Here is a 21,502-nt window from a genome sequence, read left to right as displayed (position 1 = left end):
TATGCTCGGGAAGGGTAACACACTTTATAAGTGTATTTCTACACATGATATTATCAGCGTTTTTCAGTGGTTTTCGGGCGTTATCTGGGCTGTTTTATCGGTCTCGACAGCATGGATCATCATCATGATTCTCTCTGAAAATGGCGATTTACCTAAATTTGTGCTTAGATATTAATAATTTGGACGCTCTGAATATCGGAAAACTGCCACGGGTATCGGATTCAGGAAACTAAAAATGTCATCTCGCTCAAATTGCCTTTTTTGACAAGACAGATCACTTTGATTGCGCCAAAGTTTCTATGCGGACACAACTATAAGGATATGTGGCACCCCACCCCATTTTCCCAAAATGTGCCGTGGCGTGCGTGAGTGAAGTTACAGAATCGACAATGACAGTCAGTTTTTTAGCTTTTCTTCGGCCGCCTAAGTTTCAAAAGACACCTTTGGCTCGGCTGCTCCAGTCCCCGCCAAACCCAGGTCTTTTGAACACTCTCCGCTCTGTCTGAAACGTACGGACAGAGCGGGGCCATCCCGAGGCACCACACCCGTGGCGCGCGTCGAAATTCGGACCGTAGCACCTGTTTTAGGGGCTTAGTGTTAACAAAGGATTGATTCTATGCCTGTAACCGCAAATTTTACTGACCAATTGTACTCTTACTCGGGCGACCTTGTGTCTTTGCTGAATGTTTCGGTTTTACCAAATTTTTCAGGGGTCGCAGGGGGAAACATCTCTCTGACAGATAACGACGGCGTATTGACCCCGAATGAGGCCAGCACGATTGTTATCGACGGATCGCCCGAGAACGTCACCTATGTGGGTGTCGCAACGTTTAACGGCTCTGATGGCGGGCTCATCGGCGGCGTGCTGGGCGGGTTACTTGGCTCAACCGAGGCCGCAATTTTCGAAACCGCGTCAGGTGAGCTATACCTCTATGCCCCAGATGGCTTCCCTGCGCTGGCTGGCGTTGCTGTTGGGATCACTGTTGATCAGGGCGCATCCTACAGCCTTTCAGCCACCACGCCTGGTATAGTCGATGGCACGGACGATGGCGAAGTCATGAATGTCGGATACACCGATGCCGATGGTGACGAAATTACCAACTACAATGCAGGTGGTCTTTTTGGTGGATATCAATCCGGAGACGATGTGATCTATGGCAATGGCGGCGATGACACCATCAATGCGGGAAGCGGGAACGATGTTATTTCTGGTGGTGAAGGCAACGATACGATTGATGGCCAAGCTGGTAATGACACGATTTCTGGCGATGCTGGTGATGACACAATCTATGGCGGTGCAGGCAATGACGTAATCGGCGGCGGTGAAGGCAACGACATCATTTTTGGGGGGGCTGGGAATGACACCATCTATGGTGGTGCTGGCAACGATATAATCACCGGTGGCGATGGGGCTGACATAGTATATGGCGGCGACGGCAATGACGTTTGGCTTAGCGATGGGGAAACCTCCACGTCAAGCTCAGCCTCTGATGAAGTCTATCTTGAGGGCGGTGATGACTACGCCCAAATCGGGTACTTCACTGTCGGTACACCGGATATTTTGGACGGCGGTGAGGGGAACGACACCGTCGCCCTCGATAATGCGCTCGTCAACACTCTCGACACAGGTATCACGCTGAATGACGACGGCACCAGCACGACAATTAATTTCGGCACGATTGTAAACAACTTTGAAAACGTGCGTGGTAGCGCTGGTGAAAACGCAATCACAGGCAACAATCTCGACAACATCATCTGGGGTCTGGGGGGAAATGACACGCTTGATGGTGGTGGCGGTAATGACACGATCGAAGGTGGTGCGGGCGCTGATAACATGTCGGGAGGCGACGGCAACGATAGGTTCATCATTGGCTCTGCGGCAGATGCGAATGGCGATGTTATCGTCGGTGGATCTGGCGTGGACGATACCACGGATATTGATGTCATTGATCTCAGCGCGATCGATAGAAGCACCTATACCATTACGGCAAGCGTTGACCCGAACGACAGTGGTGCAAAGACAGGGACAGTCAACTTCGACACAGGCGAGACCCTTAGCTTTAGTGGGATCGAACTCATTTGCTTTGCGCGTGGATCTGAAATCATCACGTCGAACGGACCCGTGAATGTTGAGGATCTAGAGGTCGGCTGCATGGTTTTGACCATGGACAACGGCATGCAGCCCTTGCGTTGGATAGGAAGCACGAAACTTGACAGTCACGCTTTGGCTGCGCGTCCAAAATTCAAGCCGATCAAAATTTCGGCTGGTGCGCTTGGCAATGGCACTCCGATGACAGATCTCATGGTATCGCGTCAGCACAGAATTCTGGTGCGTTCCGCGATTGCTGAACGTATGTTTGGGGTTCCTGAAATATTGGTCGCTGCGATCAAACTGGTCGAGTTGCCTGGAATCGAGATCGTCGAAGACGCGGAGAATGTCGAATACTTCCACATACTGTTTGACGAACATGAAATTGTTTTTTCCAACGGAGCTGCGACAGAAAGCCTGTTTACTGGGCCTGAAGCACTCAAAGCGGTCACAGAAGATGCACGTGCGGAAATTATTGAACTTTTCCCTGATATTGAAACGCAAACAGCCCTGATTTCTGCGCGCTATATTCCACCCAAAGGGAGCGTGGTAAAACGCTTCGTCGAGCGTCATGCGAAAAACAATAAGGCGTTGATGTGCTAAATTTTTTACCCATGTAAACCCAAGCACATTAAAAGTGGGGTTGAAATCAGACTTAAGATCAAGGGCTTACAGGCCCTTGATTTCTTTAGCGACAGTGATTGAAAACGCTACACACTCAATCCAGACCTCATTTTCACTGCGATGTCGCAGTACAGGGCCGCATCCAAACGCAAACTGGCCTAAACGAACACTTGGGTGGCACAAAAACGTGGCAGGTCCACGTCAAAATCACCCGCTTGGTTCGCCTATGCGGAGATACTCATCGATAATTTGCGCCAGCATTACAGGTTTGAGCCATATGTCAGTGACGATGAAACTACCCCATCAGACTTGGATGTTCTCTTATTATTATTACTTTTTTTCAGTAGCTTGATGCTTTTTCGATAGTCGCATAGAGGCGCGGCTGATGTCATCTAATATGACTGAAAGTCGCTGATTGTGTAGCCCCAGTGTAGCCCCAGAGTGGGAATGACAAAGACTGCATTAACAGACGTTCAACTTCGTAAGTTGAAGCCTACTGGCAAGAGAGAAGAATATTCCGATGCGACGACCACAGGCCTGCCTGCGCGCATGTCAGTCTCTGGAGAGATTTCATTCGCTCTAAAAGCGCGTGGCGTAGATGGTAAGTTGCATACAATTACTCTGGGTCGTTATCCAGATATGTCGTTGAAGCAAGCGCGCGCCGAAGCAACGTGAAAACGCATTGCTCTTAAGTCTGGTGTGGACATCAACGGTGAGAAACGCAGTAAGCGTACTGCTGTGGCCGAGGCAAGCGATGCGCCAACATTATTTGAGCTGCTAGGGGAGTATGCAGCGGTATTCGGTGCAACGAAAAAGATCTGGGCACCAGCAGGTCCAAGGACGAAGCGCACCCAAGCTGGTCGTGTCATCGAAAGGGTCTTTAAAGCTCTTCTGGACCGACCTGTGAGTTCTATTTCAGTCGAAGAGTTCGCAAAGTGTGTGAATGGATATGAAGCTGTCAAAAGACTGGGGGCAAAGAATACCGCAAATGGTCAAGCGTCCAAAGCGCGGCTATATCTTTCCCCTGTACTCGATTGGGCGGCAGGTCGAAATACATATTCAAAACTAGGTTCATCACGTCTACCTTTATTAAAGGTTGTCGGCTTGGAGAATATCCATGATCCCGCGAGCAATGACCCACAGATTTCTGGCAAGCGCGACCGAGTTCTCAAGCAAGAGGAACTTCAAGCGATATTGCCGTTTCTAAAGTACCCAGCCCCTCAAATTGGCAAGTTGAGAGTGGATGCAAAAGCTGACTTTCGACCTATCGCGATGCGGTTCATGCTGTTCACAGCTGCGCGCCGCGAAGAGGTCGTTGAAATGCGGTGGCGAGACCTTGATCGGACAAACAATGTCTGGCGAAAGCCTCATGTGAAATCTACAAAAGGGGGTGCTAGATCGCAGGACCTACCGTTGTCTCAGTCTGCCGTCGACATTCTTAAGGTATTGCCGGGTTGGACCTCGATGCAGCCCAATGAGCTCGTTTTCCCTAACAGTAACGGCACTGGAAAGCTGGGAAATTGGCAACGTTTTCAAAACGCATTGTATGAGGCGACTGGAACTGAAGGTTGGCACAGGCATGATCTTAGACGAACAGCGGCGACATTGATGCGCAGTATCAAAGTGCCGGCATCTGTTATCGAACAGGTGCTCGCTCACACAGACCCATTCAAAAGTGAAGGTCTAGGTGGGGCGGCAACGAATTACATCAAGTTGACACGCATCATGAATAACACCCGAGATCCTCAAGAAGAGGCCTTATCACGGTTGGCGGAGGCTTTAATTTACATTGAGACGCTGTAGCCGCTAGATACATCTTGTTGCACGTGTGTGGGTTCCCAACCCCTTTTTCAAAAAGCCATCCCTCAAGAGTGGCTCTCGGCCCATTGCGGTAATTGGCTGGCCGATTTAAAGCTGCAATGCAGCTTCCCGAATGCTGACATTGTTGGTTTTCCCAGAACTTTCTGGAAATTAGGTCTAGCGTAGTGGCGGTGCGGCGTTACAAATTTTCGAAAACGGCGGCTTATTCCCATTTCAGGGAATGTTACATGTCATAAGAGCTTTTTGACAGGTGATTGACTGACTACAAGGGCGTGCGAACCTATCAGAAATCATAGGTTCCGGACCCGCACCCGCCTCATCAGGATATTGAGGCAAAACTTTCAGGAGATGCACCGCAATGCGCTTTTGAATTATGATTTCTCTTTCGGCATGCTTGATGGCAACTGAGGCCTCGGCGTTCACTTTGGACCACAGCAAGGGTGTGGTTGTGCTTTATAAGGCACGCAGCGGCAACTGGCTGGGCTGTGGCCCAGTTCAATGCCTACAGGTCGCGGAGGAGACCGATGAACGAGTGGCAGATCTTGTGACGCCCGACGCACTCGGAGATCCTTATTACGTCGGGCGCATAGGACGCTGCGAATTTTTCCAGACGCCTAACTCCTTTCGGTCTTATGACCACAGCGTCAAATGGGTCATCGATCGTGTCTCGAGCAAATGTTGAGTCCTACTACGCCACCTAGAGACGCAAACTTCAGACAAGCCCTGTAGGCGGTCGAAATCACTTCTAACATCGTGTTTGCGCCGTTCTTGCGGCGCAGATTACCGCTTTGTAAATAAACCTTCGGCACCGTGATGCCAAGAATATAGGCCAGTTGTTCACATCTGCGGAAACGTCTCAGCCCGTGCAAAAAATTCCGCTCAATAGGCATAAGATGAATGCTGTCGCGCGGCTTGTCGAAGGCGGCTGAAATGCCTTCGATTATTATCTTTACAGCAGTGCCAAATTTCGATTCGGATATGCGCAAGCTTAGCTTGAAGGGCTCCGCATGGATCTCTCTCAGCTCTAGAAAACGATGCAAAGATATTGATACCCCGACGATCGTTGGTGAACTCCATCAAGAACGTTCAGCGAGCTTTGGCTTGAGTGTGGCGTTGCGAAAGATGAAAACCACGCGGCGATCGCCGAAGATCAGTTGCACCACGCACCCGCTCGAATATCGCGCTTTATACAACCAATTCCGTCGATTGCGCTCTGCCACTAAAGCTTGATTTTTGACGGGAATCGGGCATTTTAGCAACAGCTTAACAAGTTTCATTTGTCCAGTTTCACCGCATCCCCGACGATCTACTGTCGGACGTATTAATCGACCGGCTAGAAGATTTGGCTTTGGTTTCGAAACGGTCTTCCTATCGGAACAAGGCGATTTACCGAGCCAACGCTTAGCCAGAAATCGTGCAACAGAGTAGATTCATCTAGTGCCTGAATCCCTATCGCATCACGACATTTACGAAGCAGCTCTGGATGACGAGTTGTTCAACACTCTGCCCAATCGACTGGCGCGCGAAATCGACGTGCCTTCGACGATATTCATATGGCTCCATCCGGGGGATTATCGCGAAATCGCAGCCGGAACTCAGGCGGAAGCCAATCTCGATTACAATTCATTTGAAGGGCATGATCCCTGGTTAGCGCATGGCACGGATGACAAGATCGGAATGGGCGCGTTTCGGCTGTCGAACTATGTCTCCCCGCAAGAACTCGAAAAAAGCGAAATGTATAGCGAGTTCATTCAGAAAAACCGGCTTGATCGGTATTGGTGCCTCGGCCTAATGCAAAGCACGCGCGACGGTCGGGTCGCTACGGCCTTTCACAAAGGCAAGACTGCCGGTGATTTCACGGATACCGAAATCGGCTTGATAAATCGCCATGTCGAAGATCTGGGACGGCTCCATGAAATCCGGCGCGAATTGCACCGCGCCAGCATTCGTAAAATTGCAGCAGTGGATCGCAGCTTGCTTGATGATGCACCGATCTTCGAACTTGATCGGCAGGGTCGCCTTCTTCGGATGAATGGGAAAGCTGAACGACTCTTCAAGCTGCATCCGCTTCTTGCCATCGATTCCAAGCGCACGCTCAAGGTTCGTGGCACCGGAAAAAACGCCTTTCACTTTGCCGCAGCAAAAGCCACAGGGGCCCGCAAAAGTGAGGGCAGCGCGATGGACCTTGCTCAGACGCGCGCGACTGACGGGCGCATCATTCCGAAACTGCGGCTCAATTTCCTGCCAAGAACCGAGGGCGGGCGTAAGGTGCTGGTTATTGCAACGACCGAATGCGCCGATGGACTGCAGAATTTTTTTGACTCTCCGCAAGAAAAAATACTGCTTACGCCTCGTGAGCGCGATGTCCTACATGGCTTTATCCGGGGGCTCAGGCGCGACCAGTTGGGCCACGACCTCAATCTGGCGATGCCGACGATTGATTTGCACAGTGCGAACCTACGAAGAAAGCTGGGAGCGCGAACCATCGCGGAGGCAGTTGCCATCGCCTTAAAGCACGGCCTCGTCTGATGCCAAAGGGGCCGTGGAGCGCTGGGCAAAGGCGATAACTGTGCTTGCGCTCTGCTCGATGCTGCGAACGGCTCAGAGTCGACACTCGCGCTTTGCAGTTTCAAGGCCGTTTTAGGCAATGACTGCAGCTTTCATACTCGGGTCCACTGAATATAAGTGGCGGCGACTGCTTCTCAATTCAGGTTTGAAGAATCTGCATATTGCCGGCAATTTCAACCGCTTCGGGTGTCGTTCGCGCCCACAGCTTTCGGCGCAGGTTACGGCTGTGCATATCGACTGTCGGCAGCGAAATGTTCAGTTCATGTGCAACTCTATCTCGTCGCAAGCCTGCGGCAAACAGGTTTAGAGCAGCGCGTTCTCGAACAGAAAGTTCGGGAGCTGAGATATCAAGCATTTCAATATTCGCGCGCATCCAGAACAAAACGATACGCACCAAACCGGGGAGAAGCGGCAGAACATTGAGTTGGAGAACCGAAGGCTTAGCCTCTTCGTATGATATGAGTATGAGTATCGTAGAAACAGGGCGAAAACGGTCACATGTGGCACGCAAGGCATCGGTAAAGGATTGAGCCGGATTTACGTGAAAAAACTCTGCGCCGTCAGCTCTGACATATTGAAGGTTCATGTTCAAAAATTGTGTTGCCACACCATTGCGAGAAATGATCCGCCTTTCAACATCGAGATCGAAATAGGCGCGATCAGCCACGTTCCTGTTCTGGCCCCAAAGGGGTTGCTGCATATGTACCGGAAATCTGTGGCAGAGACGGCCAGTCTGGATATTCTTTTCAAAAACAACATCTGTTGGAGTGGCTACGCCTGATCGCGAACCATGCCACCCTTGTCTCGGTTGACGAGCTCACCAATCTGCAACGCAACTAGCTTGGCGATCTTAAGAAGATAACCTGTCAGGTAACGTTCATTCATGGCATAGAAGACCAGATCAGTCCTATTCATGACATTGAGACGATTGCGCACACCTTACCGGATGCCAGTTTTCATGCGATTGAAAACGCTGGACATCTGGTTTCGACGCAGCATTTCAAGCCCTTGATCAAACAAGTAACCAACACCGACGACTTGAGTCACATGGCATCGTAACCCTTAGCCCTTGAACAGTTTTTCAGAATTGATAGGACCATCCTATCCTGCAGTCGGTCGACGTCGACTGGTAGAGCGAAATGTTTGAATTCTGGATTTTGTAGCCACAGGACAGTTTCGGTGTCCCTCCCATGATTTTGATCCGACTATAGGACACGGAAAAGCCAAGCCGATAGATTTCATCGTGACGCGGATAATCTACTGCGGCGAAATCAGTATCATACCACCTCACTGCTGCACTTAGGTTTAAACCGGCGCGCAACGTGTCGGTGATATCTGTTTCATAGCCCCCCCGCAAAGTGCCCCCCCAATACCCGTGATAGTCTAAAGAGGGCTTCGAGCGCTCAACGGTGCCACCAAGGTGAATTGTAGCACCTGTTTCAAGTCTTTTGTTCCACCCCAAATGCAACGAGGCAAAAGGGCCAGACAGGCTGTCTTTGTCCAAATAATCGCGATACTCTGCGACGCCGCTAAAGGTGAACTGAGTATTCCCAGTGAAAGACCGAGACCACTGCCCATGCAGGCCCGTTGCAATGCGATCAGAGCTATTGCCCTCAGCCTCAGCATAATAGGTGCGATCAAAATGCAGGCCGCCGAGGATACTGCCATGAGCATCGACTTTTTTGACATCTGTTGTCACACGTCCGCGCCAATATCTCAGTTCGGATGCGTCATACCATATTCGGTTGAAGGTTGTTCCTATTTCAAAAGTCAGACCATCGGCAATCGGATGACGATAGCTGCCATGCAGACCCACTTCGAGCCCAATGCCAGATGTTTCTTCGCCTCCGTCATCGATTTCAAAACGCCCAATGAGCGTATCAAAAACGGTCTGTGATGAAGTGTTCCTGATATTCGTGCTTGGCAAGGCTGCAAAACTGGCCGAGGCAACCAAAGGATATCGGGCCTGAAGTTTTGCCAACGCCGCCAAATACTGTGTTTCATACCGACCATATTCAGGGCGCTTGAGCAGATACTGCACAAAGGCTTCAGCTCTGCGGACCTGACCGCTGCGTGCAAAGGCTTCGGCCAAAGACAGTTGCGCACGCAAATCTGAAGGGGCGATCCTGTGGGCTTTGGAAAAATAAACGATCGCCTCTTTCGGTGCATCCTTGCTCAGTGCCACCTGCCCAAGTTGCATAAGTGTAACATAGGCCTCACGGGGAGAGAGCGTACTCTCTGCCTGCGCGCCGCTTGCGATGCTCATGTAAAGCAATATCGCGGCACATATCTGCCGTAAGTGAAAAGGATGCCTCATAGGCCACATCGCTCTCATGTTACACAGGAGTGTGCTGCGAGTTTCCCCGCAGCACCTTGAACACATTCACTTGTTACACAGGGCTTACTATTCGATCGCAGCAAAGCCGCCCTCGACGTATTCGTCGTCGATCAAACCCTCAACGTCACCAACAACGGCAAGTGCGCCATCAGCATCATAAAAAGTGCCATCCATGGTCAAGGCAACATCATGGTCCTCGTTATCAGTCAAAGTGCCCTCAAGATCAGCCGTCATCGAAGTGCCAGAAATGTCACCCTCGACATCCAATGATCCCGTCAGCGAAGCCTCAACTTCAGATGAGTCTTCTTCATAGAGTGCAAAATTATCTGCTGTCCCAATCACTTCATCGGTTGTGAAATTTGCGGTCAGGGTCAACTCGCCAATCGCTTCCAGATCTTCATCCTCTCCGAGATCAGAAATAGCGATTGCGCCGGAAAGAGTAGCGGTCCCGCTCATCAGTTCTTCGGACGCTTCTTCAAGTTCTTCGTTCTCTACGGCCTCATACAGCGAAATCGCTTCTTCATAGTTATCCGGAAGTTCAGTGTCTCCGCTTCCCAGACAGGCGGCCAGTGGCAATGTAGCCGCAGCCAAGGTTGCCATAGTGTAAAGTTTCATGACTGTGTCTCCTAATTTATACTGTTCGAATCACAAACGGGGTCGTTCAAGATTGGAAAAACTCTCTACGATCTCGAAATTTGAACAACCTATAGGAACTTGTAGGTTTACAGTTCGCTCAAACCCACGACAGACCGAAGCAACATCAGTTCCCCGGTATTTTACGTTACATTTCAGTTGAGACGGGTGAGCAAAAGCCAGTTCTTTGACGGTCTGTGATTGGATTTTGTCACACACAATCTCATAGCCGCCGTGGTAGACGTCGCAGCGAATGCAGCTTCCCGAGAGCAGACATTCATGCCATGTGCGGCAATTCTACCCCTCGAGGTCGGCAGTGTGGACAAGTTTTCCGTTCTATTCGCACACTTTGTAGTTAGCTTTATGTTTGCTAGCCCTCATTCAATTGTGGTAAATGATTGCCAAACACTAGGCTTTGGCATAATTCTGCATCTCTTTTACTGACAGTGAAATACATCGGCTTTTGAGAAGGGTCGGCAGTGAGTTGAGGTTGCTTGTCCCCTTGTTCATCTTTCCACCTTATAACAAAATCTTTCATAAATATGTTTCGAGCAAACAGTCAGATGTTAGCTTGGGCGAAATCAGTGCGTCCGACTTGCTTGGGGCCCGAAAAGATACTGATAGGGAGCAATCTCGCCTATACCGCGCGTTGGCTCGGCGTATCCAGCGATATGGGGTGAGCGGACTACAGTCCGAAGGCCGTCTAAACATTGAGATTCAGCGATATCACGCAAAACACAGTGGAGACCACAACAAGAACGCGAATTAAGAACGCGCCTTTGTGCGGAAGCCGAACGGGGTTACATCGCAACAAGTGTGGGCCTGTTATTGCAGAGGGATGAGGGGGACGCCCCTCACCAGAATATCGAAGGAACGTTAGACCTCATAGATCACGCAGAAGAAATTGCGATTAAGGCACGGCAGAGCAAAGCGACAAATGATGATCTTTTCCGGATGCCGTGGGTGCACCTCGGGCTGCGAGCTTTGCGTCAACGTGATGAGTCAAAGGAAGCACGGGTTGAACGCCTTGTGTCTTGCGATGTTGTTTTGTTTCTCTGGGTGCTTGCACTGATTGCGAGCCAAAGCGGTTGGAGACTTGCGGACATTGGTCACTACATTCCAAATAGTTATGAGGATCTTGGAAAAGTTTGGTTTCAGGAACTCAATAGGTTTGCAAAATCAATGCACACCGTGGAAGAAACACAATTGGGTCAGTTGGCAACGTATAAGGCCGTCGCAGCCTTCCTTGTAAGCGGTGAACCCGATGGCGGCCCGTTGGAGGCGCTGTCCGAAGAACTGAGTGCAATTGTAAGGGGAAAAAAGAGGCTTACCAACCGCGTTGTTGAGCGCCACACAAGATATTTTACTGAGACTCTAAAGTGCCACTGGAATGATCAGCCTAATAAACATACCTTAGCAGAAGACTTTGGCTCCATATTACTTGTGCATGGCCAAATTCTAGGTCTGTTGCAATATGCTCGCGCAGTAGCTTTATCGGATATTCGGCAAAAGTACCCTTCAGCAGATATTGATGCCGCATTTGATGCCGGGTTGGCATGTTGGCCCAAATTGGCCGAATGGGCATGCATTTAAGAAACGGCGACCAATTTCCAGTCGCCGTTTCTATTTTCTATAGCTGGTTTGAACTACTTCCCTTTTCCTCCGGAACCGCCGTTAGAACGACCGCCGCCGCTTGGATTACCTGTTGTGCTGGGCCAACCGCCACCGTTTCCTTGTCCTTTTGACATCTTTAAATCCTTTTCGAGTTCAGTGACGTAGGTGTACCAGATACTCGCGTACTCACGTCCGGACGAGTTGGGACAAAATCGAACTCACCGCACCAAGGTCCGCTTGGGGCAATTGGTGGCGCGCCCTTTACACCCGCAGCTAAGGTCCGGTTTCCGCGCTATATGACTGCCCGTAATTCTCGCTCTTATGCAAGTCAAAGACGAGCCAAGAGAAGAAAGGTTTGCTTCGAACTGGTCTCGATGTAACCCTGTGCGGATAGTGTAATTCTCTAAGGGGCTTAAAATGTGTGGACGTTTCGTTGATCCCAATCTGCGAAATACGGAGATTGATATGTCGCAGATTAAGATCGATCCGATCCCGAGGCGCTTCAACGTAAAGCCTACCAACCCCATTTTGATATTCGCCGATCAGCCGTTGGAAGGTGTCGCAGCGCGTTGGGGGCTCATCCCGACTTGGTTCAAAGGAAATGATCCCAAGGAATGGAAAGCAACCACGTTCAATGCTCGGATCGAAGAGGCGCGTGATAAGCCGACCTTCCGCGCTGCATGGCGATATGGACGGTGTTTGATCCCCGCTGGTGGGTTCTATGAATGGACAGGCCCCAAAGGAAATCGTAGGCCCAACTTTTTTGCTCCGGCGGGCAACGATGCCAATTTCTATTTTGCTGGGCTGTTCTCAATTTGGAATGATATGCGGACCTGCACCATTATGACCCGCGCGGCAACGGATGCGATGGCTGGGATTCACAATCGAATGCCTGTGATCCTGAATTCGGAAGAGCGTGAGGCATGGCTAGAGGGTTCGGCGGACTTGGATATCGGGATCGAGGCAGCCCTAAAGACATGGCCCGTTGAGCGATTTGGATTGATGGATGAAGGGACTGGCCTCATTGAAACCGCTGAATAACCATGCCCAAATTTTACCTGTCTACGAAATGAGCAGGCCAAGTTTTATTTTGTGATGCTCATATCATGGGAAATCTACCATCCTTATGATGATGTTTTGTGAAAAAGCGGACACAGAAACATATTGCAGCTAACGGCAGGTTAGAGCCCATTGTTCCATTTGCTGCGCAGTCCACGAATGTCAGCTTTTGAGCTACGTGTCTGATGTGTCAGCCTCACTTTCAAACCGGGCTTTGCGCAGGCGAGCTGTCTTCTGATGTCGTACTTCTGCCTCGTCTTCAGTAATGCGTCGCACAATGCGCGTGGTCTTATCAAGGGGTGTCTCTTTCGGCGTAGTGCCGGACGTAAAGACGGTCGTTTTAGCCAGATTGGCCATGAGTGGTCTCCTTAAATATTCGTGGAGCGATGTTGAGATGTGGCCAACCGGTAAGTCATCGCTCTGGCCGCAAAACCTGACGGCTTTTGCGGCTAAGAGCTTTTGACGGATGAGTTGAGAGGAGCGGTTATGCCGGTTCAGGTACGACCAGAACCGAACAAAGTGCCGATCTCGTCACCTTGCGGGCGACCGAGGTGTCGAGAAACGCTTCAAGCCAAGATCGGTTTGGGGACCCGACGACGATAAGATCGGCGTCAAACGCTTCGGCATACACGCCGATAACGTCTTCGATCTGGCCCCTACGCACCTCGATTTCGGTTTCAATGCTTGATCCGCAGGCTATCTTCAAGTCTTCGAGCTGATCGTGGCGGTCTTCGATGATTTGCGCATCGTCAGTCGCGACAAGGGGAACTGCGGTGAGCATTGGTCCTGTCGCCGCCAGTCCCGCCCCCTCAAAGGCTGACGGTACAACACTGAGCAAGCTGACCTTGCCGCCCGTGCTCTCGGCCATGTCATAGGCAACGCCTGCAACTTCGCGATTGAGATACTGATCTACGGTTGTGACGACCATAATACGTTGAAAGCGCGCTGTTTGGGTGTCTGTAGTCTCTGCGCCCTCAACATCTTTGACGTTTTCGAGATGGACCAAAGCAGACTGTAGGTCTTCCGCATTGTAGGCTGACGTTGATCCGGCCATGCCCTCGGACGTCGCTTCCAGCTTTTGATCCGCATCGACCGCCATCGACTTTAATATTTTCACCTTGTCAGCGTGGCCGAGTTTGACATCGCTCAGAACGTGTTCCGGCGTTTCAAAGTAGCGCACGGGGTTTGATACTCTTGCTTGTGCATAGTTGTTCATGGTTATCTTTCTTCACTGCGATTGAAACCAATCGGCAGTAAATATCAGGATGATGTGGATTGCAGTCACCCAATTCGGAGTGAACTATTTGGACCTTGCGGGCAGCTTGGACATCATATTCCAGCACGCGCTTCAGATCTGGCATCGCGCCGATCTTCTTGATCCGTCTCCTTATCAATACATGAAACAAAAGGAAAAATCAACGTCGGTGGACGACGGCACTGGTTTTTAGCGCGATACCAATTGCGCATGCAACAATCCCCGTTCATTAAAATGGTACAGGATCAGCATGGTAGAAGCATCATTTACTGAAAGCAGCCGCCTATATCATCAGCGGCAATGTCGGCTCCGTCCGCATTGCAGAACTTGATATAGTCCAAAGCGAAAGTTCGGTTTCCTGCCCGAAGGGTCGATCGACACAAACGGCCTAAGCGGCCATTGGTCGTTCGTTTCGCCGCTGCATTGCAGCTTCCTCAAAGCAGACATTGACCCGTTAGCGCAGCATTTTGACGTGCTGGATGGCGGCTACGCGGACAATTCAGTCATTCGTCACTTAACTTTGAACGTCTGGTTCAAGCAATAGGCCTGAGTACAGGTGTCGATTTGGGAGAGCTGTCGATAGTCGACGGGCGCGCAAGATAAAACCCCTGTCCATATGTACAGCCCATACTTTGTACTCTCGCCAATTGCTCATGCGTCTCGATGCCTTCCGCAGTGGTCTCAACCGAGAGTTCGTTTGCTAAAGATGTCACTGAGCGTACTATGGCAAGAGAAAGCGCGTCGTCCGATGAAGCTGAGACAAAAGATCGGTCGATCTTTATGCGGTCGAAAGGAAAATTCTGGAGATAGCTCAGCGATGCAAATCCTGTCCCAAAGTCGTCTAGGGCAATCTTAACTCCCAACGACTTCAACTTGAAAAGCTCAACCACAGCTTCATTTTCGCCAGTCAAAGGAACATTTTCTGTGATTTCTAGCTCAAGCCTACTTGGATCGACACCAAATTCATTCAAAGTCCAGACGACTTGATCGAATGTACTTCCACTGCCCAGCTGGCGGGGCGAGACATTTACAGCAACACGTTGATCTTCATCTAGAAAGCGTAGTGATTTGATGCTCTCCCAGATTACCCATTGGCCAATTTCGGATATCGTGCCTTGCTCTTCTGAAATACGGATGATTTCCTCCGGCGAGAGAGCTTGTGCATCTGTCCCACGCCACCGCAACAAAGCCTCCACTCCGACGCAAGAGCCATTGTTCAAAGAAAATATTGGCTGAAAATCAAGGCCAAGTACATTGCAACGAACGGCAGATCGTACTGCCGATGCATTTTCCTTTTTAGCCTTGTTTTCAAACATGAGGCCGGTGTCATGAACATGATATCCACCTCGACAACACTCTTTGACTTTGTAAAGGGCCTCGTCCGCATTTCGCGTTAAACTGTCAATTGAGAATTCCCGCGTCGAAGCTACAGAAATGCCAACACTACCTCCAATCGATATTGGCTTGCCAAGTATCTCAAAAGGTCGGCGGAGCTCAGTGTTGACCATGCTCGCAATGTCCTCAGCGACTTGGATCGCATCGGCAGTCTTACAAACGATTACGCAAGCAAACTCGTCCCCACCCAATCGTGCGACCATGTCGTCTTTGCGCATACAGCCTTGTAAGCGGGTAGCTGTCTCCGTCAGCAAAGCGTCACCTGCCTGGTGCCCGTTGGTATCATTCACTTCCTTAAAGCGGTCCAAGTCCACAAAAAGCAATGCGATTGACTCGTCGTCGGCTGCTTTCTCTTCGATTTCTTCAAGTTTAGAATTGAAGGCCAGTCTATTAGGAAGCCCAGTAAGTGCATCATGAAAGGAAGCGTACTTATGGACCTCCGCAGCCATCACTTGTTCCGTGATATCATTGTGAGTGCCGACCCAACCGCCGCCCGGTAAGGGTGCATTCATTGAGCTAATAGATTTACCATTTGCTGATTGGAACTGGTAAGCGGCAGTCTCGCCGCGTTGAAGTTTGTGCGTCAAGTCTTCAATATGCCTATCGATATCTCCGTGGAATTCATCGCGAGACTGTTCCATTTCTAGGAGAGAACGGAATGCGACACCTGTTCTGACCTCATTCGTAGGTTTGCCAAATATCTCAAGATAGCGGGCGTTCCAAATCACCAAACGACCATTGGCATCGAAGACACTGACCCCTTCATCCATGTTATCCAGGATTGCCAGCAAACTTGCTGTTTTCTCCCGAGCAATTTTCTCTGAACTGCGTATCCGTTCCTCTACGCGCTTTTGCTCTGAAATGTCTTGAAAAGCTCCGATCAAGCTTGTCATCGTACCGTTTTTGTAGACCGGAGCTCCGGCAGCGCGCACGCAAATGCGATTGCCTTTTGCAGTGTCGAGCGGCAACTCGAGGTCCCACGGGATACCCTCGTTCAAGGCGCTTTCAACCGCGCCCTGAATAATCGAACGCGCCTCTGGAGCGTAGAAGTCTATAGCAGTCTCAAGTTGCGGCAGATAATCCTCAGAAACTTCGTGAATACGTTTCGTTTCGTCAGTCCAAGTCAGGGACAACGGGTCAAGCTCTAGTTCCCAACCGCCAACACCCGTCAGCTTTTTGATCTGCTCAAGAAAGGAAGTTGATCGTTCAAGGGCATCCGTTTTGCTCTTCAATTCGCGCTGAATTTGTAGTGCCTTAATTTGTGCCTCGACGATTTTAGCGAGGTTCCGCAATAGGCCGATTTGAGTATCGTTAAGCTCACGAGGCTTGCTATCAATGACACAAAGGGTGCCTAAGTTATGATTTCGTCCGAGACTGAGTGGAACGCCTGCGTAGAAAACGATATTTGGCTCACCCAAAACCAAAGGGTTGTTTTTGAACCGATCATCACTTCGCGCGTCAGGCACAATCAGCGGCACATCATCCATTATCGTGTGGGTGCAAAACGCCAGTTCTCTGGGTGTTCCCGCCACGCTCAAGCCGACGTTCGACTTGAACCATTGTTCATCCTTCGCAACAATGGAAATCAGCGCGATTGGGCAGTCAAGAATGTCGGCAGCAATGCGTGTCACTGCATCGAATTCGGGTGAAGTGCCCGAATTCAGTATACCAAGTTCACTAATCGCAGCGGTGCGTTCTGCGTCGTTATTGGGAGCTGGGAATGTGGTCAACTTGGATTCCTGCCGAAGGGTTACGTTGGCAAGCACTGTCATTTACATAGATTAACAACCTATTAACAGATGACTTCCCGCGCTTCGACAGTGCTCCGTAGCTTGTTCGATTGTTCTTGGTAGCTCCAAAGCCGACATTGGTGTGCTCTCCCAAAATCGGTACTTTGGGCTCACTGCCGCCGTTAGCTGTGTCTGCACATCGAAAAAACTGATCGCGCCCCCGAGTGTCCGCTTTCATCATGTTGCCCAATTGGGTTTGCAGGCGCAGCGAAAGTTCGGTTCCCGCCCGAAGTGTCGATTGACGTGAATGGCGTTAGCATTCCGTTTCAAATAAGATTCCTCAACCATCATATAGGTCAACCTTCGCCTTGATGCTGTGGTGGAAAGTTCGCATGGGACGCCTAGCGGTTTTAGAAATGAGTTTGAGCAATCGTCTACTCCACCTTTGCGATTATAAATATTTAAAATGCATTTGATAATTTCATATTAGACCATGCACCTGAACCTGAACAAAAGCACCCATACCCATGTCATCCTCCTTCTTAGCATGCCGGAGGAGGGGGGCTCTATTTAGCTGTTTGCCTGCTTAGCTGTATACCTATCTATGCGATCATCTAATCAGAGGCGCTCTGAGGCAGCTTTTAAATGCGTTTGACGGTGTTTCGCTTGCACATGTACAACAAAGCTGTGTGGGTGCATCCTCGCGCGTATCTGTGCGCATATTTGCCATGGTGCGCCAAAGGTCTTTACCACGTTGGTTGGTCTGAATGTCACATGTCGTAATTGAATTCACCGGATGAGAATCCATCGATCTTGCCAGCACTGCCTCTCAAAATAGCACTCTAATATATCTTCCATTGTAGCTTTGATTTCGATTGGATTTGGATGATTTCGTGTCCGCTCTGATGCTCTCTTTCGATGCCTCTATGTCGGATCGTAATTCTCAAAAAAGCTAAAAAGGTCGATTTATGTCAACTTAAGGTAAACCTTGGGCGCGCAAAACCAACTATACTTGGGTTTGAACGTTTACATTGTATTAGTGCTTGATGCTAAAATGCGGGCGAATGTAAACGTTTTTGGGGTGTTTTAGGTACCGGACGTTTACATTTTTCGCAGAATGGAAACGTCCGAGCCGCAAAATGTAAACGTCTGTCAACATATTTGGCACCGCGGCACCGTTGGTAATGGATCAAATATGGTCTATTAGTTTGTAATATGGGATCTAAGGGATCGCATTATGGCTATTTGGTTGAGGCGTGTGTGATCGAAATCGAAACGGCACTAGATGTTCAAGATCGCGTTCGCAATGCTGCGCGCCAACGTCGTTTGGCGCTGGACATGACCCAACTTGTTCTTGCGCAAAAGTCAGGGGTGCCACTGGGCACATTGAAACAATTTGAGCGGACCGGAGAGATCTCATTGGCAAACTTACTTGTCTTGGCGGAAGCGCTTGATGCCTTAGATGGCTTCAAGGGGCTGTTCCCTGCTGCGGAGGCGTTGACGCTTGATGAACTGGAGGCGCATGACAGACTAAGGCAGCGCGCTAGTTCGAGAGGGCGTAAAGTATGAACAATCGTTTAGATGTGTCGCTCGCGTTTAGTCCTTCAACTCGTGATGTTTCTGTTGGTCAAATCGGCTGGGATGCCTCACGGAGCGAAGCCGTTGCAGAATGGAGTCCAGACTTGGAACAAGCTCATCGGAATATCAGTCCGTTGTTGGTAAAGTCCTAGACTGGACTTTTGCGCTCAAAAGGGCGCGCATTTGGTGAATTACCTGGCTTATTTGGGGATAGCCTTCCGGACGGATGGGGGTGCCTACTTATTGATCGCACCTTGATGTCTCGTGGGCGCTCTCGTGCTGAGATCACTGATTTAACACGTCTTGCCATGGTTGGATCGCACGGTATGGGGGCGTTATCTTATCGGCCGGCAGATGATTACCCGCTTGAAAAAGATGTGGATCTCGATTGGTTTGATGGTCTTGTGCCAAAGGTCGGGAATGACTTGGTTTCTGAAGACCTTGAGCGTCTTCGTGGGATGGCGGGCGGTTCACAAGGTGCACGTCCAAAGTTCGTTGCAATTATTGATAGAGACAACTCTCAATTGTTGGATCACCGGAGCACACCTGCTGAAGGATGGCGTCATGTGCTCATCAAGAGGCGCGCGCAGTGCGACGCAGAGTGCGCTGTGGAGGCTGAGGCGGCGTATAGTGATGTAGGTGCGGCTGCGGGTGTTGAAGTGAGTCCTTTGACCGTTCTGCGCGCCTCTAAAGGGGAGGCTTATTTCGTTACAGACCGGTTTGATCGCAATGGAGCTGAGCGTGTTCATATGCAGACAGTGGCGGCACTCTTAGATGTCGATTTTCGCCAAGCGCAAGTGGACTACAGTGAACTTTTGAAAGTCGTAAGACTCGTGACGCGTGACCATAGAGCGGTGGAGCAAATGTAGCGTCGGATGGTCTTCAATGCACGCATGATGAACCGCGATGATCATTTGAAAAGCCACGCATTTCTTATGGATCAGTTTGGGGTGTGGAAGTTGGCTCCAGCCTATGATGTTAGTTTTAGCCTTGGTCCTGGTGGTGAACATACTCTACTCATCGCCGGAGAGGGACGTCAGCCTGGAAAACGACACTTTTTGGCAGTCGCGAAGCAGGTGGGGATCAAGGACAAGCGTGCGAATGAGATCGTGGGTAAGGTCGATGATGCTGTAAGGGAACGTCAGGTTTTGTTGAGGCGAGGAATGTACCAAAGCGTCTTGCTAAAGAGATACTGGGGGCAACGACCGAGGCATTGGCATGGTAAGTCAGGAGCCTCGGTCGTTGCCGCGCTGACGCAGAAAACCAAACATCAGTCCGTAAAAGAGGCAGGTTGGCGTCTCGTTAGAATAGGCCGTAGGTTGGGTTTCGTTCCAATTCAGCTTGTTCAGCGAGCTCTTCTTCGGTTTTCAAAGCGACTTCATTATCTTTCAAGCTTTTTGGGCTCAGTGAGGTGGTTGCCGCAGCTTCTTCTGCATCTAGCTCAGCTTCGAGTTGATCTCGCTCCTGTAGGAACTCCTTAGCGGCTTTTCGCTTTCTTAAAACTGTGTCTCTTGTCCAGTGATGTCCATGCCCAGTCAAAATGTTGCGCCTATTCAAGAGGTCCGCGAATGCTCGGTTGGATGGAAAAGACCTTTTTAGGGAGGTTGTTGAGAAAGTCGACAGCCGCAGTAAGGTTTCGAAAGAGGCGAGTAGGGTCTGAGGCGACTAAAATCGCATGTTCTCTCAAAGCTTGTTTGTGCGCGTCTTGAAGTCCGGTTCGTCTTTTGTAGCTATGATCACCGACAGCTGATGCAATGTCTTCGTGAATAGTTAGAAGTTGGATGCCTTTCTTCTTGCACCACTCACGAATTTTCTCTGCTTGCTTTTCTAATCCTTCTCCTGTCGCTGACCATGAAAAGCAGTGGCTCGATGAGATTCGAGATGCATCTGATGAAGCCGATCCGCGCCTTACAGCGCGCTCAAGAGCAACTCTTCGAGGGATTTTTGGCAAATGACACAATCAGTTATTAAACTTCCTCAGTCTCCTCTTGGTGAGTGGGAGCAGCTTACAACAAACGAACAAGCATGGATCGAGTGCATTCGTGTGATTTCTAGCGGTGCAGACCCACGTCCCACACCAGATCGAGTCCGCAAGTTGCAAGACTTGCTCGATATGGGATGAGGCGTGTGTTCAAATATCTAGCCATTCCTAATTTACGGACCGTGATTTGGCGTCATTATCCTTCTCGCGATCGTATGGGGACGGGAAGGCGGTAATGCAGCAATCTCGGATATTGGCTTCGTAATCTATAAGATCTACGAGCTTCCAGCGCGTGCAATTTGGGCTAAGTCTATATGGCTTTGGAAACTGTGGGTTTGCATTGCACCACCTCCACACGGTGGGTTTGGAGATATTGTATCTCTGGGCGACCTGATCAACGGTTTAAAATTCGTGTTCTCGTTTTGTGGCATGCGGCATAGGCAATCCTTTCTCTTGATTACTTATATCCAGAGCATTGCTATTTGTCGCAGGGAATGCCTAAAAACTTCGAATGTGTTTATACTCGTCAAATAATCGAAGCTTGTACCGAGGTTGAAATGTAGCCCCAGAGCAGGTGCTGCAAGTCTCGCGACTTTCGATCTTTAATAAAATCATTATGTATAAGGTGTTTAAATGGTGCCCAGGGGCGGAATCGAACCACCGACACGAGGATTTTCAATCCACTGCTCTACCCCTGAGCTACCCGGGCACCGGATGAACGTTTGCACGTTCTGGGTTTGCGTTGTTTAGTCTCCAGCTCTGATGGTGTCCAGAGCTAAAATGCGCATTTAGTGAGGTTTTTTTCTTAAGCTGTCCT

Annotated in this window: 16 protein-coding genes, 1 tRNA gene and 1 pseudogene; 9 read left to right on the top strand and 9 right to left on the bottom strand. The window is 50.0% G+C overall.

Features of this window, described 5'->3' with window-relative positions; translation table 11 throughout:
- Positions 1-616: 616 nt before the first annotated feature.
- From EDD53_RS06740 to EDD53_RS06720, 5 genes are all read left to right on the top strand, one after another.
- Entirely contained in the window at positions 617-2,692 is a 2,076-nt protein-coding gene (locus EDD53_RS06740) for a Hint domain-containing protein (RefSeq protein ID WP_123792462.1), read from the top strand.
- Between the two features lie 468 nt (positions 2,693-3,160).
- On the top strand, positions 3,161-3,388 hold the full coding sequence (locus tag EDD53_RS06735; protein ID WP_123792461.1) for an Arm DNA-binding domain-containing protein: 228 nt from the start codon (positions 3,161-3,163) through the stop codon (positions 3,386-3,388).
- 24 nt (positions 3,389-3,412) lie between these two features.
- Positions 3,413-4,516 carry a tyrosine-type recombinase/integrase gene (locus EDD53_RS06730; protein WP_170162709.1) on the top strand — a complete coding sequence of 368 codons (1,104 nt, stop codon included), beginning with the start codon at positions 3,413-3,415 and terminating at the stop codon, positions 4,514-4,516.
- A gap of 915 nt (positions 4,517-5,431) precedes the next feature.
- Complete coding sequence (locus EDD53_RS06725) at positions 5,432-5,764, top strand: hypothetical protein (protein WP_170162708.1); 333 nt, start codon at positions 5,432-5,434, stop codon at positions 5,762-5,764.
- Positions 5,765-5,971: 207 nt separating this feature from the next.
- Positions 5,972-7,063 carry a LuxR C-terminal-related transcriptional regulator gene (locus EDD53_RS06720; protein ID WP_123792458.1) on the top strand — a complete coding sequence of 364 codons (1,092 nt, stop codon included), beginning with the start codon at positions 5,972-5,974 and terminating at the stop codon, positions 7,061-7,063.
- A gap of 178 nt (positions 7,064-7,241) precedes the next feature.
- Here the strand turns inward: EDD53_RS06720 and EDD53_RS06715 are convergent, their stop codons facing one another.
- From EDD53_RS06715 to EDD53_RS14820, 4 genes are all read right to left on the bottom strand, one after another.
- On the bottom strand, positions 7,242-7,769 hold the full coding sequence (locus EDD53_RS06715) for a helix-turn-helix transcriptional regulator (protein WP_170162707.1): 528 nt from the start codon (positions 7,767-7,769) through the stop codon (positions 7,242-7,244).
- Between the two features lie 414 nt (positions 7,770-8,183).
- On the bottom strand, positions 8,184-9,368 hold the full coding sequence (locus tag EDD53_RS06710) for a surface lipoprotein assembly modifier (RefSeq protein WP_170162706.1): 1,185 nt from the start codon (positions 9,366-9,368) through the stop codon (positions 8,184-8,186).
- A 138-nt stretch (positions 9,369-9,506) separates the two neighbouring features.
- Positions 9,507-10,055, bottom strand: a complete 549-nt coding sequence (locus tag EDD53_RS06705; RefSeq protein WP_123792455.1) for a hypothetical protein — start codon at positions 10,053-10,055, stop codon at positions 9,507-9,509.
- A gap of 388 nt (positions 10,056-10,443) precedes the next feature.
- Positions 10,444-10,611 (bottom strand): hypothetical protein, encoded by a 168-nt coding sequence (locus EDD53_RS14820; RefSeq protein WP_170162705.1) that lies wholly within the window; start codon positions 10,609-10,611, stop codon positions 10,444-10,446.
- 278 nt (positions 10,612-10,889) lie between these two features.
- Here EDD53_RS14820 and EDD53_RS06700 point away from each other — a divergent pair, with 278 nt between their 5' ends.
- Positions 10,890-11,666 carry a hypothetical protein gene (locus EDD53_RS06700; RefSeq protein WP_123792454.1) on the top strand — a complete coding sequence of 259 codons (777 nt, stop codon included), beginning with the start codon at positions 10,890-10,892 and terminating at the stop codon, positions 11,664-11,666.
- A 438-nt stretch (positions 11,667-12,104) separates the two neighbouring features.
- Positions 12,105-12,728: an SOS response-associated peptidase gene (locus tag EDD53_RS06695; protein WP_123792453.1), complete on the top strand. Its 624-nt coding sequence runs from the start codon at positions 12,105-12,107 to the stop codon at positions 12,726-12,728.
- 192 nt (positions 12,729-12,920) lie between these two features.
- Here EDD53_RS06695 and EDD53_RS06690 read toward each other — a convergent pair whose 3' ends face one another.
- The 3 genes from EDD53_RS06690 to EDD53_RS06680 form a co-directional block, all read right to left on the bottom strand.
- A complete protein-coding gene (locus tag EDD53_RS06690) occupies positions 12,921-13,103 on the bottom strand; it encodes a hypothetical protein (RefSeq protein WP_123792452.1) in 183 nt (60 codons plus the stop codon).
- A gap of 127 nt (positions 13,104-13,230) precedes the next feature.
- Positions 13,231-13,962, bottom strand: coding sequence for a universal stress protein (locus EDD53_RS06685; protein ID WP_123792451.1), 732 nt, complete (start codon positions 13,960-13,962; stop codon positions 13,231-13,233).
- A 572-nt stretch (positions 13,963-14,534) separates the two neighbouring features.
- Positions 14,535-17,126: a sensor domain-containing phosphodiesterase gene (locus tag EDD53_RS06680; RefSeq protein ID WP_170162704.1), complete on the bottom strand. Its 2,592-nt coding sequence runs from the start codon at positions 17,124-17,126 to the stop codon at positions 14,535-14,537.
- 1,215 nt (positions 17,127-18,341) lie between these two features.
- Here EDD53_RS06680 and EDD53_RS06675 point away from each other — a divergent pair.
- Together EDD53_RS06675 and EDD53_RS06670 are read left to right on the top strand one after the other, a co-directional pair.
- Positions 18,342-18,695 (top strand): helix-turn-helix domain-containing protein, encoded by a 354-nt coding sequence (locus tag EDD53_RS06675; RefSeq protein ID WP_123792449.1) that lies wholly within the window; start codon positions 18,342-18,344, stop codon positions 18,693-18,695.
- 170 nt (positions 18,696-18,865) lie between these two features.
- Positions 18,866-19,780 (top strand): annotated as a pseudogene (locus EDD53_RS06670) (type II toxin-antitoxin system HipA family toxin); the annotation flags it as partial.
- Positions 19,781-20,253: 473 nt separating this feature from the next.
- Here EDD53_RS06670 and EDD53_RS15125 read toward each other — a convergent pair.
- Together EDD53_RS15125 and EDD53_RS06650 are read right to left on the bottom strand one after the other, a co-directional pair.
- Positions 20,254-20,655: a recombinase family protein gene (locus EDD53_RS15125; protein WP_170162703.1), complete on the bottom strand. Its 402-nt coding sequence runs from the start codon at positions 20,653-20,655 to the stop codon at positions 20,254-20,256.
- Positions 20,656-21,319: 664 nt separating this feature from the next.
- Positions 21,320-21,394, bottom strand: a tRNA-Phe gene (locus tag EDD53_RS06650).
- Between the last annotated feature and the right edge of the window lie 108 nt (positions 21,395-21,502).

The organism is Pacificibacter maritimus (assembly GCF_003814915.1).
Classification (GTDB): domain Bacteria; phylum Pseudomonadota; class Alphaproteobacteria; order Rhodobacterales; family Rhodobacteraceae; genus Celeribacter; species Celeribacter maritimus.
This window is presented reverse-complemented; position numbering and strand designations above follow the sequence as displayed.